Origin of the sequence: Rahnella woolbedingensis (assembly GCF_003602095.1) — a bacterium.
Lineage (GTDB): Bacteria > Pseudomonadota > Gammaproteobacteria > Enterobacterales > Enterobacteriaceae > Rahnella > Rahnella woolbedingensis.
Genome location: NZ_RAHH01000015.1, coordinates 44,569 through 59,462 on the forward strand (window position 1 = coordinate 44,569; position 14,894 = coordinate 59,462).

The 14,894-nt window shown below is 49.3% G+C and carries 14 protein-coding genes and 1 pseudogene; 12 read left to right on the plus strand and 3 right to left on the minus strand.

From position 1 onward, the window contains the following. Positions 1 to 60 precede the first annotated feature (60 nt). From D6C13_RS13920 to D6C13_RS13950, 7 genes are all read left to right on the plus strand, one after another. On the plus strand, positions 61 to 741 hold the full coding sequence (locus D6C13_RS13920; RefSeq protein WP_120133327.1) for a type 1 glutamine amidotransferase domain-containing protein: 681 nt from the start codon (positions 61 to 63) through the stop codon (positions 739 to 741). Between the two features lie 158 nt (positions 742 to 899). Beyond that, entirely contained in the window at positions 900 to 1,508 is a 609-nt protein-coding gene (locus tag D6C13_RS13925) for a TetR/AcrR family transcriptional regulator (RefSeq protein WP_120133328.1), read from the plus strand. 527 nt (positions 1,509 to 2,035) lie between these two features. After that, the gene (locus D6C13_RS13930) at positions 2,036 to 2,596 is read left to right on the plus strand and encodes a fimbrial protein (RefSeq protein WP_244212692.1); all 561 of its coding nucleotides are present in this window, start codon (positions 2,036 to 2,038) and stop codon (positions 2,594 to 2,596) included. A gap of 127 nt (positions 2,597 to 2,723) precedes the next feature. Next, positions 2,724 to 5,234, plus strand: a complete 2,511-nt coding sequence (locus D6C13_RS13935) for a fimbria/pilus outer membrane usher protein (RefSeq protein WP_244212698.1) — start codon at positions 2,724 to 2,726, stop codon at positions 5,232 to 5,234. Positions 5,235 to 5,243: 9 nt separating this feature from the next. Further along, positions 5,244 to 5,978 carry a fimbrial biogenesis chaperone gene (locus D6C13_RS13940; protein ID WP_120133330.1) on the plus strand — a complete coding sequence of 245 codons (735 nt, stop codon included), beginning with the start codon at positions 5,244 to 5,246 and terminating at the stop codon, positions 5,976 to 5,978. Between the two features lie 18 nt (positions 5,979 to 5,996). Further along, complete coding sequence (locus tag D6C13_RS13945; protein WP_120133331.1) at positions 5,997 to 7,160, plus strand: fimbrial protein; 1,164 nt, start codon at positions 5,997 to 5,999, stop codon at positions 7,158 to 7,160. A gap of 131 nt (positions 7,161 to 7,291) precedes the next feature. After that, on the plus strand, positions 7,292 to 8,185 hold the full coding sequence (locus tag D6C13_RS13950) for a LysR family transcriptional regulator (RefSeq protein ID WP_120133332.1): 894 nt from the start codon (positions 7,292 to 7,294) through the stop codon (positions 8,183 to 8,185). Between the two features lie 49 nt (positions 8,186 to 8,234). On the opposite strand, the gene D6C13_RS13955 is transcribed toward D6C13_RS13950, so the two are convergent. Continuing rightward, positions 8,235 to 9,086, minus strand: a complete 852-nt coding sequence (locus tag D6C13_RS13955; protein WP_120133333.1) for an aldo/keto reductase — start codon at positions 9,084 to 9,086, stop codon at positions 8,235 to 8,237. 377 nt (positions 9,087 to 9,463) lie between these two features. Here D6C13_RS13955 and D6C13_RS13960 point away from each other — a divergent pair, with 377 nt between their 5' ends. From D6C13_RS13960 to D6C13_RS13975, 4 genes are all read left to right on the plus strand, one after another. Beyond that, a complete protein-coding gene (locus D6C13_RS13960; RefSeq protein WP_120133334.1) occupies positions 9,464 to 9,898 on the plus strand; it encodes a bifunctional diaminohydroxyphosphoribosylaminopyrimidine deaminase/5-amino-6-(5-phosphoribosylamino)uracil reductase RibD in 435 nt (144 codons plus the stop codon). 293 nt (positions 9,899 to 10,191) lie between these two features. Then, positions 10,192 to 10,620 (plus strand): MarR family winged helix-turn-helix transcriptional regulator, encoded by a 429-nt coding sequence (locus D6C13_RS13965; RefSeq protein ID WP_244212693.1) that lies wholly within the window; start codon positions 10,192 to 10,194, stop codon positions 10,618 to 10,620. Positions 10,621 to 10,650: 30 nt separating this feature from the next. Beyond that, on the plus strand, positions 10,651 to 11,385 hold the full coding sequence (locus D6C13_RS13970) for an NADPH-dependent F420 reductase (protein ID WP_120133335.1): 735 nt from the start codon (positions 10,651 to 10,653) through the stop codon (positions 11,383 to 11,385). Positions 11,386 to 11,402: 17 nt separating this feature from the next. Further along, a complete protein-coding gene (locus D6C13_RS13975) occupies positions 11,403 to 12,167 on the plus strand; it encodes an NADPH-dependent F420 reductase (protein ID WP_120133336.1) in 765 nt (254 codons plus the stop codon). 81 nt (positions 12,168 to 12,248) lie between these two features. Here D6C13_RS13975 and D6C13_RS13980 read toward each other — a convergent pair. After that, positions 12,249 to 13,271, minus strand: a pseudogene (locus tag D6C13_RS13980) (transposase). Between the two features lie 456 nt (positions 13,272 to 13,727). Between D6C13_RS13980 and D6C13_RS13985 the strand changes: the two are divergent. Next, positions 13,728 to 14,345, plus strand: a complete 618-nt coding sequence (locus tag D6C13_RS13985; protein WP_244212694.1) for a GNAT family N-acetyltransferase — start codon at positions 13,728 to 13,730, stop codon at positions 14,343 to 14,345. A gap of 94 nt (positions 14,346 to 14,439) precedes the next feature. Here the strand turns inward: D6C13_RS13985 and D6C13_RS13990 are convergent, their stop codons facing one another. Then, positions 14,440 to 14,877 (minus strand): GNAT family N-acetyltransferase, encoded by a 438-nt coding sequence (locus tag D6C13_RS13990; protein ID WP_120133411.1) that lies wholly within the window; start codon positions 14,875 to 14,877, stop codon positions 14,440 to 14,442. Positions 14,878 to 14,894: the final 17 nt, after the last annotated feature.

Here is a 14,894-nt window from a genome sequence, read left to right on the forward strand (position 1 = left end):
TACTCGCTAACTAGACGACCGGTCTAATTTAATAATAATTCTACCCACTGGAGATTAACGATGAAGATTCTTATGGTTCTCACCTCGCACGACAAACTGGGCAACACAGGCCGTAAAACGGGTTTCTGGCTGGAAGAACTGGCCGCGCCTTACTACGCATTTAAAGACGCGGGGGCAGAAATTACCCTCGCTTCTCCAAACGGTGGCAATCCGCCGCTGGATCCAAAAAGCAATGAACCGGATTTCCAGACTGAACAGACGCACCGCTTCGAAGCGGATGCTCAGGCAAGCGCCCAGCTCGCCTCAACGGTCCGCCTCGACAGCGTTTCACAAGCTGATTTCGATGCTGTTTTCTATCCCGGCGGCCACGGTCCGTTGTGGGATCTGGCAGAAGATAAAAATTCCATCGCACTGATTGAAGCATTTCTGGCAGCAAGCAAGCCTGTGGCACTGGTGTGTCATGCACCGGGCGTACTGCGCCATGTGAAAACGCCTGAAGGAAAACCACTGGTTGAAGGTAAAAAAGTGACCGGCTTTACCAACACAGAAGAGGAAGCGGTAGGTCTGACCGATGTGGTGCCGTTCCTGGTGGAAGAAGAGCTGATCGCCAAAGGTGGCATTTATTCAAAAGGACCGGACTGGGGTTCTTATGTGGTTGCCGACGGTTTGCTGATCACCGGTCAAAACCCGGGTTCTTCTGCTGAAGCGGCAGAACTGCTGATAAAGCAGCTGGGGGCTTAACGGCGATTCAGGCGGGGTGACTGGCTTGACTGTCGCCCCGCTGAGCAGACAGCGAAGTGTTGTTATTGCGGGATGATCGAGTGTATCGTCGCGAGTGAAGAAGTCGCCGTTTCATTCGCTCATAGACGACTGGTCTAGCTTTTTGGTAAATTTACCCTATGACTACTGCAACTCAGCACCATAACAATGACGTCCGCGAGCACATCCTTGCAACAGGCCAGCGTATTATGGCTGGTAAGGGTTTTTCGGCTGTCGGACTGAATGAAATACTCAAAGACGCGGGCGTGCCCAAAGGGTCTTTCTATCACTATTTCGGCTCGAAAGAGGCATTTGGTGTGGGGATGCTTGAGCGTTATTTTGAAGATTATCTGGATGATCTCGACCGTACGCTGAGCCAGCCCGGTCTGAATATGGCGCAGCGGTTGATGAACTACTGGCAGCTATGGCAGGAATCACAGTCATTTTCCGACTGTCAGGGCAAATGCCTTGCCGTGAAACTGGGTGCTGAAGTCGCGGATCTTTCCGATACGATGCGTTTAACACTGCTGTCAGGGACGTCGGGAATTATCTCGCGTCTGGCGCAGGCATTAGAAACAGGCGTGACGGAAGGATCGCTGACGATTGATGATACCCCCCGCACCGTGGCTGAGAGTTTATATCAGCTGTGGTTGGGTGCCAGCGTTATGGTCAAGATTGTCCGCAGCATTAGCCCGTTCGATTCCGCGATGGCCACCACGCAAAAAATGATTCACATCCCCCGAAAATAGTCTCTGAATACAATGCCTGCCACCGCAAGTGACGGGCATTGGCTCGCGAAACTAAATTTTATGAACAGCCGGTTTCATGAAAATCCAATAAACGCATTCTGAACCTGGTTTCCGAAAAGTGCAGCCGTACTTTTATAGAATCAGGTTTTTGAACAAGGGTGTCATTCTGGCAGAAAACACTTCCCCAATTTTTTGTTATCTTATTGTTGCCAGTCAGTTTAATTTAGTGTTCTTTTATATTTCCTAATCGCATATTTTCGACCTAATACTTCTCGATTAGTTATTTAATTATTTGTCATTATAGAAACCCCCTCGCCGATATCGTACTGCTCATGAAGGGAGATGTTGATTTACCGAGACATTTTCCAAGCATTTACTTTGGCTAAATATGTCTTTAAGTAAACCTGCATTTTTAAGTTTAACTGTTTAATCTATAATTCACGGGTCATTGATATGCTTTCCGAATAAATAACGAGAAGTATTTATTGATAAGCAAATTAAATCATTATTAAGGACTATGCAAAGTTATGAAAATGAAATTTCTCGGACTGAGTCTTTTGGCTCTTTCTGCATCATCCCTTTCCCCGTTGGCTGCGTTTGCTGCCGATGGTGATATCACCTTTATCGGTGTCGTGACCGCTTCTGCCTGTACGTTGAATGGTTTCAACGGTGGCACGACGACATCTGGGGCAACGATGTTTTTACCCTCTGTAACTCCCTCCTCATTTTCTAGTTCCGGTGGTGGCTATGCAGCAATGACCGATTTCACTATTGACCTAAAAGACTGTGATATTACCACCATGAAAAATGCCCAGGTTACTTTCAGCGGCTCACCTGACAGCGTGGATAACGCCATTCTGGCCAACAATGCTTCCAGCCCGGCAAGCGGCGTGGGTGTTGCCATTTTGGAAAACAACGGCACCAAACTGGTGGATATTAATGGCGGCGACGCGTCAGATGGGCAAGCGCTGAGCGTGGGCAATACTTCACTGAAATTTAAAGTGGCGTATAAAGCCAACACCGCAACGCCAGCCGTGACCGCCGGTAATGTCAGTGCTAAAAGCTTCGTGAACGTGACGTATTATTAATTCCTATTCTCAATACGAGAAATAGATAAAGCTTATTATTCATAATAAAAAGCAGGTTTCCTTGAGTAAACTTAATTTTTCATTATTGATGAAAGGTTTCTTTATGGCATCTGCTTTTCTTTCATTCATGTTATTTGCGGCTGAACCGCCTAAAAATACAGGAGATAACGACTCAGCTTTCGATGCTGATTTTTTACGCAAAGATAACGAGGTAATTCCACAACAATTTTATCATCCGGAAGATACTTCCGCTGGCGTAAAAACCGCCGATATTGTTTTGAATGATCATATGTTATTTAAAACAAAAATAGATTTTATTTCCATTAACGGAAAGCCCGGTGCAACGCCTTGTTTAACACAGGCATTACTGCATCAGATGGGATTAGATAATCATCTGGCGGAATTGGCGAAAAGTGGCGATGAAGTTTGCTACGACTTTTTAGCCAAATGGCCCGATGCCACGGTTAAATATGATGAATCCATGCAACAGCTGCTGGTCAACGCACCGCAGGCAGCGATGAATGTGGCTTCACAAAGTGAGATGATCGACCCTTCGCTATGGGACAGCGGTGTGAATGCACTGCGCCTGAGCTATGCCGGTTATGTTTATCACACAGAGAATAAAAGTCATCACTCCGGCTCTGAGGATGGCAGCAATGACATCAGTAACAATGCTTATCTGAGTCTGAATTCGGCAGTGAATCTCGACAACTGGCGCTTTTATAGTTTTGATACGTTCGATAAATCCGATCAGGGCTGGGTACATAACCACGACCGTGCTTATGCGGAACGGGATATTGCCTCGCTGGTTTCACGTTTTACCGTCGGGGATGTTTACGCCAGCACATCGAGCGACGTGCTGGGTATTCTGCCGGTGCGTGGCGTGACGCTGGAAACCAACAGCCAGATGTTACCGCCTTCGACGTTCAGCTATACACCGGTGATACGCGGCGTAGCGCGCACCAATGCGCGGGTAGTTATCCGCCAGCGCGGAAACACGATTTACAGTACTACGGTGTCTCCGGGCAGTTTTGCCATCACTGACCTGACCAACGGCCAAATTGGCGCCGATTTAGATGTGACAGTCGAAGAAAGCGATGGCAGCAAGCAGCAGTTTTCTGTGCCTTATACATCGTTGCCCAATATGTTGCGGCCTGGAACCTGGCGTTACAGCCTGAGTGGTGGCCGTTATCGTGACGATTCACTCTCCTATCAGCCGCTGGTCGGGCAGGGCAGCCTGCAATACGGCTTTGATAAATTCACGCTGAGTGACCTGCTGGTCGTCGGTGAAGGTTATCAGTCTATGGCCCTCGGCGGCGCAGTCAATCTGGGCGCGTGGGGTAGCGTCTCGCTGGACTGGGCGCTGGAACGTCATCAGTCAGTAACGCAAAGAGACATCAGTTCTTACCGTGATAACAGCACGCAGGACGACAGCACCGCAGATGCTGGCCGGGCGCTGCGGTTGTTGTATGCCCGGCGTTTTGACAGCACGGATACCTCGCTGCAACTGATGGGTTACCGTTATCAGTCTCCTGATTTTATGGATTTTACCGACTATGCCGACTGGCGCTGGGGAAGCAGTGACATGCGTACAGATCGCAAGAATGAAAGTCAGGCCACTATTAATCAGGGGCTTGGGGCTGCTGGCAGTGGTTATCTGACCTTACAGCGCGACAACTACTATAATTCCAGTGCTACAGATACCTCGCTGACGATGGGATACAGTTTCAACGTCCGCGCCGTAAACGTTAATGTCAGTTACAGCTATCAAGCCAACAGCAGTTCTGATTCAGGAGACGGCAGCAAACCGGATCGCCAGCTTTCGCTTAACCTCTCCATACCGCTGGATTTAGGCGAAAAACGCACAAGTACCGTGTCCTTTACCAATAACACCAGTAATAGCTCAGGTGATTCTCAGGTAGTGACGCTTTCCGGCACTGAGAAGGAAGGGGAGATGAATTATTCCTTCTCGGCGCAGCGTGACAGCGATGGGTATTCCCCTTCAGGTACGCTCGCTTATCGCAACAGTATTGCCAATATGAACGTGGGAGCCAGTGCCGGTCAGAACAGCCGCCAGTACTCGGCGGGGATTTCAGGTGGGATTGTGGCCTATAAAAATGGCGTGGTGCTCTCTCAGCAACTTGGCGACACCATCGCGATTATTGAAACGCCGGGCGCCAAAGATATCAGTGTAGAAGGTCAGCCAGGCGTGTCGACCAACCGCTGGGGGCGCGCCGTTGTGCCTTCTATTTCACCGTATCGCGATAATAATTTATCTCTCGATACCCGCCATGCGGCGGATAACGTCGAGCTGGTAGACGACGCAGATAACGTGATCCCCACTCACGGTGCCGTGGTGGTCCGGCATTTCCAAACCAAAGTAGGACGCCGGGCACTGGTTATCCTCTCAATGCCTGACGGCAAACCGGCGCCTTTTGGTGCCGCGGTCTGGCAAGGGAAAGAGCAGGTAGGCATGGTCGCCGATAACGGATTGTTATACCTCAACGGCGTGCTGGCAGAGGGCGACGCTACATTGCACGTCAGTCTGGAAAATGACGCTCAATGCCAGTTTATTTTACCGATCCCGAAGGACCAGTCTGTCCCCTGGTATCAGCAAGTTAATGCAGTTTGTCACTGAGTATTGAAAATGAAATTGATGAAAATGATGGTTCCCGTGCTGATGAGCACAATACTGGCCGCGCCGCTGCTTTTATCCGCGACGGCAAATGCCGCAGTACGACCGGCGCTGACACGTATTGTTGCGCTGGAAAGTGATAAGGAAACCCCGGTTAAATTATTGAATGACGATAAAGCCCATGATTATCTGGTGCAGTCCTGGATTGAAGATTTGCAGGGCAGTGATAAAAACATCCCGATCGTCCTGACTCCGCCACTGTTTAAAATCAGCGCCGGACGCGAAGGGAAATTGCGCATGGTTATCCTGCCGGGAAAAATTCCACAAGATCGCGAATCCGTATACTGGCTGTGGATCCAGGAAATTCCTCCGGTCAGTAAAGCCGCCGGTAATCAGTTGCAGCTGGCTATCCGTACGCGCCTGAAAATTTTTGTCCGTCCTTCCACATTGAAAGGACAACCGGCTGACACCATCGGGAAATTAACCTGGCAGGTGAGCCATGAAGGTGGAAAAAGCTGGCTGATTGCCAATAATCCGACACCTTATTACGCCAGTTTCTCTGAACTAACACTGACGGCAGGCGGGAAAAAAATGGCAGTGGAAGGCAAAACAACGATGGCGGCAGCCAAAGGCGAAACCCGCTACGCACTGCCTTCCGGCGTTTCCGGTAACGGCACGCTGAACTATTCAGTTATCAATGACTTCGGTGGTGAAACACCCGTTCAGCATCAGACAATGACATTCTAACGTCACGGAAAATACATCATGAAAAATTGGCCGGCAATCCGAACCTGTATGTCATACGCAGCGCTGACGCTGGCCTGTATTTTCCCCGTTTCCGGCCTGGCGGCATTGCATTGCGATATTGATACCGGCGGTGCGGCACCCTTTTCCCCTTATACGCGGGAAAACCCGGTGGCCGTAGATCAGGGTACGCCGGATTACACGGTGATCCTCGCGCTGGACTACGCACAGTTTCTGCCTAATATGCGCCTGACGTGCAGCTCCGACGGCGCCGATTTCTCTGCGCCGGCTTCGTTTGATGGCACTGTTACCCTGAGCCTGAGTTCAGCCAATGATCAGGCACTCGACTGGGCGGGCGAGGCTTCAACCGCCAATAACGGCATCAAAATGAAGATGTACATCAAAGCGGTGTCGTATAACGAAGAAACGCTTCCCGACAGTTATGCCCCGGCGGCGCTGGCCGCAGGCAAACGTCTGGGTGTTGAATACCCGATCTTGAACGGGAAAGATGACACCACATTGTTCCAGTTCGGTGCGCAGTACAACGATGGCAAAACATTGTACAAATTCGACGCGGTGCATAACTATGCGATTGAATCGATGCGGGTGGAATTAATAAAATTTGGCTGGATGGAATACAACACGCAGCAGGTAATCCCGGCGGGTTCGCATCTGACCTTCACCATCGACGGTATGTCAGGGGTTGCAACCGTTGACGTGCCAATCGGTTCTGGTGTTTTTATCGCCGCACCTTCCTGTTCGCTGGACCATCAACATCAGACGGTTGGGCTGGGTAATCTGAATAACCATACCGAAGGTACTTTCCCGATTGAAGGGCCGCTTGTGCGATTCGGTGTCAACTTCACATGCAGTACTTACACGAATAATGTTGAGATAACGTTTGATGATGCGAATTCAGCACTTAACGCAAGCAACACGCTGGTGGCGCATAGCACCGCTGACGGGAAAGCGTTAACGGGTCTGGGCGTCGGGCTTTATGACAACGACGGTAAAGCCATCCTCACAGGCGTGAAGCAAAGCCTCGGTGTGGCGCAGCAGGGCAAAAATATCGCCTTTTTTCAGGCGGCAATTGTTCAAACCGCAGCTAATATCACCGATTCCACATCCAACAATTTTACCGGCCAGTTCAGCGCAAAAGCCAACATGACGATTACGTATTATTAACCGGAGAACAAAAAATGGCCGCGATCGTCCCTCATTCTTCTCATTGTCAGTTCACCTCATAAACATTACATTCGTTGTCAAAGAACATTGATATGAATATCAGGCATTTTGGCAAATGAAGGAAATACCCCATGCTGAAAGAAAACTTCAACGAACTGCAAATTTTTCTGGTCGTTGCGAGAGAACGAAGTTTTACCAAAGCAGCGGGAAAGCTGGGGGTTTCGCAGTCTGCGCTCAGCCACGCTGTTAAGGCGCTGGAAGAACGTTTAAATATCCGCCTTTTGACCCGTACCACCCGAAGTGTGGCACCGACTGAAATCGGCGAAAAGATTATTGCTTGCCTGGAACCGCGACTTGCGGATCTGGAGCAGGAACTGGAAACGCTTGTTCAGCTCAACGGCCCGACGTCCGGCAATATCCGCATTTCGGCGGGGGAACATTCTGCAAGAAACTTGTTGTGGCCAAAGCTGAAGCCGTTTTTGAAAGAATACCCTGAGATAAATGTCGAACTGCGGGTGGATAACGGTTTCGTCAATATTGTCGATGGTCGCTACGATGCCGGAGTGCGTCTGGGCGAGAGCGTAGAAAAAGATATGATTGCCGTGCGCATCGGTCCGGATTTCCGCATGGTGGTCATCGGTTCGCCGGACTATTTTGCTGCCAACAGTATTCCCCAGACCCCGCATGAACTGCAATATCACAAGTGCATCAATATGCGCCTGCCGACCGCCGGGGGCCTGTATCACTGGGAATTCGAGAAAGAGGGAAAACCGCTGCGTGTGCGCGTGGAAGGGCAACTGACCTTTAATCTGCTGTCAGAAAGAATCGACGCGGCGCTGTCAGGGTTTGGAATTGCCTGCGTGCCGGAAGATATGGTGGAAGGCCTGGTGAAAACCGGAGAACTGGTTCAGGTGCTGGAAGCGTGGTGCCCGACGTTTCCGGGCTATTACCTGTATTATCCGAGCAGAAAACAACATCCGCCGGCATTTGCTCTCATGATTGATGTATTGCGTTACACCGGATAACAGGTCAGCGACATGTTTTACCGTGTCGCTGACGGCAAATCTGTCGGGATTATACGTCCAGTTTGCGGGCGGTAAGCCACTCGACCATCGCCGGATCACGATGCGAGAAGAACGCGCTGGTGGCGGTGTCCATCGCGGTGATTTTGTTCATCTCCTCAGGGCTCAGTTCGAAGTCGAGAACCTGAATATTTTCTTCCATTCGTTCTTTGCGCACAGATTTTGCCAGCGAGACAATGCCGCGCTGGAAAATCCATCGCAAGACTACCTGCCCGACGCTTTTACCGTGCTTCTCCCCGATAGCAGCCAGCAGCGGATTCTGGAACAAGCCGTTTTTGCCTTCCGCAAATGGTGCCCAGGCTTCCGGCTGGATCCCACGGGACAGCATCCACGGCACCGCATGTAATTGCTGGTTTAACGGGTTCACTTCAATCTGATTAACGGCAGGAACCACGTTGTTAAAGGCCATCAGATCCGCCAGACGATCCGGCTGGAAGTTACTGACCCCAATGGCACGGATTTTACCCGCCTGCTGCAATTCTTCCATTGCTCGCCACGCGCCATGCACGTCGCCATAGGGCTGGTGAATCAGGTATAAATCGACATAATCGAGCTGCAACCGGTTGAGAGAACGTTCAAACTGCGCTTTTGCCCCTTCGTAACTAGTGTCCTGCAACCACAGTTTTGTGGTAATAAACAATTCATCCCGGGCAATACCGCTTTGCCTGACCGCATTCCCTACTTGTGTTTCATTCTGATAGGAAGCGGCGGTGTCAATCAGGCGATAACCCGTTTCGATGGCGTCGAGCACCGCGCGCTCGCACCCGGCGGCGTCTGTCATCTGGAAAACACCAAAGCCCAGAAGGGGCATTTCGATACCGTTGTTCAGTTTGATTGTTTGCATCACATTATCCTTCATCTGTTGTTAAGAAAAAGAATAACGCAGAATGATTATTGGATTAGCCAGGGTAATAAACTAGGGTTTATTAGCATTATTCATGAGTGATTTCAGGGAGTGATAATGCGATGGCGCTCGGTTTTGTGACGAAGAAAGCGCTGGCTGACTGGAAAAAAGAGCAGGGCACCAGCATTCTGTGAGGTGCGCCTGCAGGCTCCTCGGCAGGGTCAGGTAAGTGCCAAAGGCGAACCCACCTAACGCTAAATTGTGTTAACAAACGGGGGGTAATCATCATTTTTATTCAAGTAAACTATTTGTGGACATTAATGCCAGATATCTTAAAAAACGACAGTAAATAACTCACACAATAATACGGAAAGTTAATGAGTGAAAAATTGGAATTCATGTTGTTGGCGCTTGAATATTCTCGCCGCGCATTATCGGAATGCAGACCAAATCCTCCTGTAGGATGCGTGATTGTTCACCGGGGTAATGTGGTTTCGAAAGGTTTCACACAATCTCCAGGCCATAATCACGCTGAGATAGACGCCATTTCAAGACTAATGATTCCAATTGGTGAATGTGAAATCTTTGTCACGCTTGAACCCTGCTCCTTTCAAGGCAGAACCCCCTCCTGTGCTTTAACATTTGCTGAGTTGAAGCCACGACATATCTATGTAGCGTTAGAAGATCCACACCCTGGAAATAGAGGCGCAGGACTCAATATTTTAAAAACTGCAGGTGTCAGTTACACGTTAGGTCTTGGAAAACAAGAAGTAGAGGACTTTCTGTCGCCTTATTTAGTGAGATCATCTTAGGTTGTCTGAAAATTTTAAAGCTGCTTATTACTGGAAGGGTTTGGCCTGCTATTAGGTCAAAAATCGCCCTCAAGTCTTGCCTGCTATTGCCTCAGGCTGCTCTGTGCCAGGAGCGGACCTGTTGAATAGCCCAGAACGATAGTACTTGTCGGTCTGAAAACTTCTCAGCCTGACTTGTTGTTATACCGCACGAATTACTCATCCATCCCTCTTTAACTGACTAAAAGTTTGCTATATGCTTTTATCTAGTGCGCTAGATAATCATCAACTAGATAATGGATTAGCATATGAACATGCAGTCACGACAGGAAATAGGGACACAACTTTCGTTTGCGCTCTATGGTGCGGCGAGCCGCATGAACCGGTTACATAAGCCGTTGCTGGACCCGCTGGGACTAACCTTTCCCCAGTATCTGGTCATGCTGGAGTTGTGTAACGGAACCCCACGCACCGTGGGTGATATCGGGAATAAGCTCGGCATGGATACTGGCACCATTACCCCCCTTCTCAAACGGCTTGAGGCTGCCGGACGCATAGTTCGCATGCGGGATCGCGCTGACGAAAGGCGAGTTCTCATTACCCTTACGGATGACGGGCTCGCTTTGCAAAGCGAGCTTTGGCGCGTTACCGAAAAAATCAAATCAGCCTGTCAGTTATCGGATGCAAAGCTCGAGGAGTTACGAGATACCCTCAATGACTTTGCCCATCCCGCTGATAACTGATCATCCTCCACTCAGACAAAAGGTACTTGTATGAAAATAGGCATTATTGGCGCTGGAAACATTGGTGCGACGCTGGCACATAAGCTCTCTGTGCAGGGCCATGAGGTCAAACTGGCGAATTCAAGGGGACCGGAAACAATTGGAGAGTTGGCGCGAAGAGTAGGGGCACTGGCGGTTGAGCGTAAGGAAGCCGTACGAGATGTGGATATCATCATCCTCTCTACGCCCTTTGATAAGCATGCTCAACTGGCTGAAATCTTGCGTGATGTTCCGGAAAGCGTCGTCGTCATTGATACCTCTAATTACTACCCCTTCCGCGACGGGGACATTGAAGAGATCCATGAAGGCAAACCTGAAAGCGTGTACGCCAGTGAAATAGTCAAACGCCCTCTTGTCAAAGCCTGGAATGCTGTTCTGGCCGAGACGCTTCAAGAGAAAGGGCTGGCTGCCGGTTCACCGTCGCGTATCGCTATCCCGGTTGCCGGCGACAGTCCGGTAGCAAAATCTGTTGCGCTTGAACTGGTCAGTCAGACCGGTTTCGATGCAGTAGATGCCGGTACGCTTAGCGAATCATGGCGGCAACAGCCCGGCACGCCAGCCTACTGTACTGAGCTGAAAACCGGAGAGCTTGAAGCAGCCCTTAAGGCAGCGGATAAAACTCGCGCTCCACTGAACAGAGATGCGTTGATCAGGGAGTTTATGTCTGCAGGCGAACAACTCACTCATGATGCTATCGTCAAACGTAACCGTGCAGTAACGGCCTGAGCCAAAAAGGGAAAATTATGATTAGTAATGAAAAGTACCGGATTGCTGTTCTGGGAACAGGCCATATCGGTAAAACGCTTGCTCGCAGTCTCGCCTCTGCCGGTCACTCCGTTAAGGTCGCAAATTCACGCGGACCAGAAACGATAGCCCCCGACGTGCTTGAAACGGGCGCTGAAGCAGCCGATGCAGTCAGTGCAATACAGGATGCACAGGTTGTCATCCTGTCCATACCGATGGCAAAGCTTGCGGATATCGCACCTCTGATCCGGACATTACCCGAGTATGTTATCGTCGCTGATACGTCGAACTATTATCCACATCGCGACGGCAACATTGATGCGTTCTCAGATGGTCAGGTCGAAAGCGCGTGGGTGGCTCATCTCCTGAACCGTCCGCTGGTGAAGGCCTGGAATGCAATAGGTTCAGATTCCCTCGCTACAAAAGGTACTGCAGAAGGCACGGCGGAACGTATTTCAATTCCGGTGGCAGGGAATATCGAAGCACACAAGAAAATGGTTATGAGTCTTGTCAGTGATACGGGGTTCGACGCCTTCGATGCAGGTACTGTTGAGGAGTCATGGCGTCAACAGCCGGGTGCACCTTGCTACTGTACTGACCTCACATATGATGAAATGGAGTCAGCGCTTGCCGCAACGGAAAAAACACGGCTACCTGCGCGTCGGGATATTGCTGTTCAGGCAATTCAGGAGCGAATGGGCGATAAACGATCCAATCCGAGTGCAGATTATATTGTTCGATTACACCGCGCTCTTTTTTTGTAAACTGGAAACATGTTTCATTTATCGATGCATGAGCGAAAATGCGAACTTCCGCTTCACGCCCTGAGACATTCGACAAGCTTTTTATGGCTTCAGTAAGGGCGAGTGTCGCGCTTCGAGAGCCAGCAAATATTTCGCTTCATCGTACTGGGTTCTGGTCTTCCAGCAGCGGTAAATGATCCTTATCCATTTAAACGCCAAAGCCCGGATGGCTGATTGATGCGATTTCCCTTTTTCTCGCTGCCCCTGGTAATAAAGTCTGGCCCAGTATGATGAATTAACTGCCTTGGCAGCCCATTCAACAAAGGTCTGCCTGACGAACTTGGCACACTGCCATCGCCAGTGTACCCAGGATTTTTGGCCACTTCGTTCTGTCACCGGGGCAATACCTGCGTAGTTTTGAATTTCTTCAGCGCTGTTAAACCGGTCACGGTTATCACCAAGTGCAGCAAGCATTCGTGGGCCCATACACGGCCCCATGCCCGGGAGTGATTTGAACAGCCCCGCATCTGGCAACGTGTCAAACAGCGTTTCGATTCGTTCGTCATAGGTTTTGATGATTTCACTCACGACTTTAATTTGTGTCGCCAGTGCTGTTGCCATCAAAGCATTAGCCTAAATAACGCTCGGGTCTGTCGTCAATGGGATCGCGTTATCAATACTCGCAACACGTTGCTCGGTAAGAGCCATTGCGCGGCCACCTTTGGCATTAAGAAAGTTGCGGACCGTGTCGCGCCTGGCTCGTTGCAGTTGTTGCAGACTGGGCCACCGGATAATCAGCTCACACAATAGTAAGCTACCCCGATCCAGGGGCTGGGGATAATACTGTTTAAGCGTGTTGATTATCCGGTTCACAAAACGGCGTTTATCTTCAACCAACTGACGGCGCTGCTCAACCAGTTGCTGGAGTAACCGGATATCCGCATTGTCGGGTTCAATGGCTTTTACCTTCTGGTGTAACTCGGTAAGCCAGACATCAAGCGCTTCTGCTGTATGTTTAATCACATGGAATACGCGTTCACCGTTTTTAAGCTGAACGCAGACATCGTGTTTTTTATCTGCCCAGTCCAGACCAACATGCGCAGCAAATTGATTAGTCACAGTCATCACCAACTCCTTTCTATCGGGGATTGGTATGCATTCCACGCTCTTCGAAAGAAATATAGCCAGCAGTTTATCTGCATGCCCTGAGTATTCGTTAGCGAACGTGGAGCACCTACTGGCTCGAAAGAAAAGCGGCGATCATCGCATGATTCTCGCTCAATATTCGTAACCAGTAAGCGCATACCCTGAATCACTTAAAAGTGTAATTCTCAGGGTGCGAATGACTATACCTCGCTCAAAGCTGCCTGTTATGTCTGCTTAAAAACAGGCTTAGTGTAGGATACTCTTTTCCAAGCGGTCCCTACGATGTTGTATGATCTTATGCAATGGGATAACGACAACCATGATGATGGTGAGCGGCAAAAAACTAGTGAAAAGAAATGAGCTGGCGACAGCCTGATGCACAAAAAAACTTAGGGTTACTATGTTTGCAGATTTAACATTAATTCAGTAAATACGGTGTTATTTTCACATCCTCTGGTTGGAATTTTTATTTTTGAATATCTAATTAAAAAGGGAGGCACATTGAAATCCAATCTTATTAGAAAAGCAGACGCTGGGGACGCAAACCGGGTAGCGCAGATACATATCTGCGGCTGGCGTGATGCCTATGGCAATATACTTGACCCTGAGTTTTTAGAAAATTTTGCAGAAGGGGAACGACGCAATCACTGGCAATCGGAACTTACTGTAGCAAGAAAAGATCAGACCATATTTGTCATGGACAATCAGGGTGAATTGACAGGTTTTATTTGCGTCAAGCTGAAGGAGGATGCTGTATGGGGAACTTACATTGACAGTCTTCATGTCAGCGCCACCGCACGAGGCCAGGGTACAGGAAAAGCATTGCTGCAAAAAGCCGCACAATGGATTATGGAAAAGGATGCTGACTCGCCAATCTATCTCTGGGTATTCGAAGATAACTCACGAGCCATCGCATTTTATCAAAGGCTTGGGGGGGACATTGTCGAGCAAGCTACCTCTGAAATGCCATTTTCACGTGGTGCTCCGGCCCTGAGGATAGCCTGGAAGAGCCCTGACCGGCTTTTAGAAGCGTTATATGAGTCCGCTTCGTAAACGGAAAATGCCCCTCGTTAACCCTGTATTTAATCTGGCAGAGGGCAGCTAAGTGCGAATAGCGGACAACCCAGTTGAATGAGAAAATTGGATTTTATAAGGTTTTTTTCATAAATATCCGGCTTGTTCCTTCCGGCTCGCAGCTGATACGCCCAAACTCTTCCCAACCGTGCTTTTTGTAAAAATCAGGAGCTTGAAAGCTTATCGTATACAAAAATGCAGCAGAGCAGCCTCTTCTTCGCCCTTCATCCTCGAAGCGATTAAGAATATCTGTACCAAGCCCCATTCTGCGCAGCTCTGGGGGAAGATAGAAAAGATCTATGAAAAGGAGGCCCAGTGACGAACGTCCCTGCATTCCTCCCAGTACTTCACCAGTTTTGGTTGATTTTATTAATACAGATAATGGCTTACGGTCACTGATTCCCGTCATTAAATCGTTGAAATCATTAAGCCCTTCTTCAATGGGCAATGATTGTTCCGCATCAGCATTTTCACTAATCTCAATACTTATCTCTTCAACAGTGCAATTCATTTCAAATGTCCTATTTA

What these genes read in the sequence shown, in the direction of transcription:
- D6C13_RS13920 (WP_120133327.1), top strand. Translation starts at nt 61, where the DNA reads ATGAAGATTCTTATGGTTCTCACCTCGCACGACAAACTGGGCAACACA.
- D6C13_RS13925 (WP_120133328.1), top strand. Translation starts at nt 900, where the DNA reads ATGACTACTGCAACTCAGCACCATAACAATGACGTCCGCGAGCACATC.
- D6C13_RS13930 (WP_244212692.1), top strand. Translation starts at nt 2,036, where the DNA reads ATGAAAATGAAATTTCTCGGACTGAGTCTTTTGGCTCTTTCTGCATCA.
- D6C13_RS13935 (WP_244212698.1), top strand. Translation starts at nt 2,724, where the DNA reads ATGTTATTTGCGGCTGAACCGCCTAAAAATACAGGAGATAACGACTCA.
- D6C13_RS13940 (WP_120133330.1), top strand. Translation starts at nt 5,244, where the DNA reads ATGAAATTGATGAAAATGATGGTTCCCGTGCTGATGAGCACAATACTG.
- D6C13_RS13945 (WP_120133331.1), top strand. Translation starts at nt 5,997, where the DNA reads ATGAAAAATTGGCCGGCAATCCGAACCTGTATGTCATACGCAGCGCTG.
- D6C13_RS13950 (WP_120133332.1), top strand. Translation starts at nt 7,292, where the DNA reads ATGCTGAAAGAAAACTTCAACGAACTGCAAATTTTTCTGGTCGTTGCG.
- D6C13_RS13955 (WP_120133333.1), bottom strand. Translation starts at nt 9,086, where the DNA reads ATGCAAACAATCAAACTGAACAACGGTATCGAAATGCCCCTTCTGGGC.
- D6C13_RS13960 (WP_120133334.1), top strand. Translation starts at nt 9,464, where the DNA reads ATGAGTGAAAAATTGGAATTCATGTTGTTGGCGCTTGAATATTCTCGC.
- D6C13_RS13965 (WP_244212693.1), top strand. Translation starts at nt 10,192, where the DNA reads ATGCAGTCACGACAGGAAATAGGGACACAACTTTCGTTTGCGCTCTAT.
- D6C13_RS13970 (WP_120133335.1), top strand. Translation starts at nt 10,651, where the DNA reads ATGAAAATAGGCATTATTGGCGCTGGAAACATTGGTGCGACGCTGGCA.
- D6C13_RS13975 (WP_120133336.1), top strand. Translation starts at nt 11,403, where the DNA reads ATGATTAGTAATGAAAAGTACCGGATTGCTGTTCTGGGAACAGGCCAT.
- D6C13_RS13990 (WP_120133411.1), bottom strand. Translation starts at nt 14,877, where the DNA reads ATGAATTGCACTGTTGAAGAGATAAGTATTGAGATTAGTGAAAATGCT.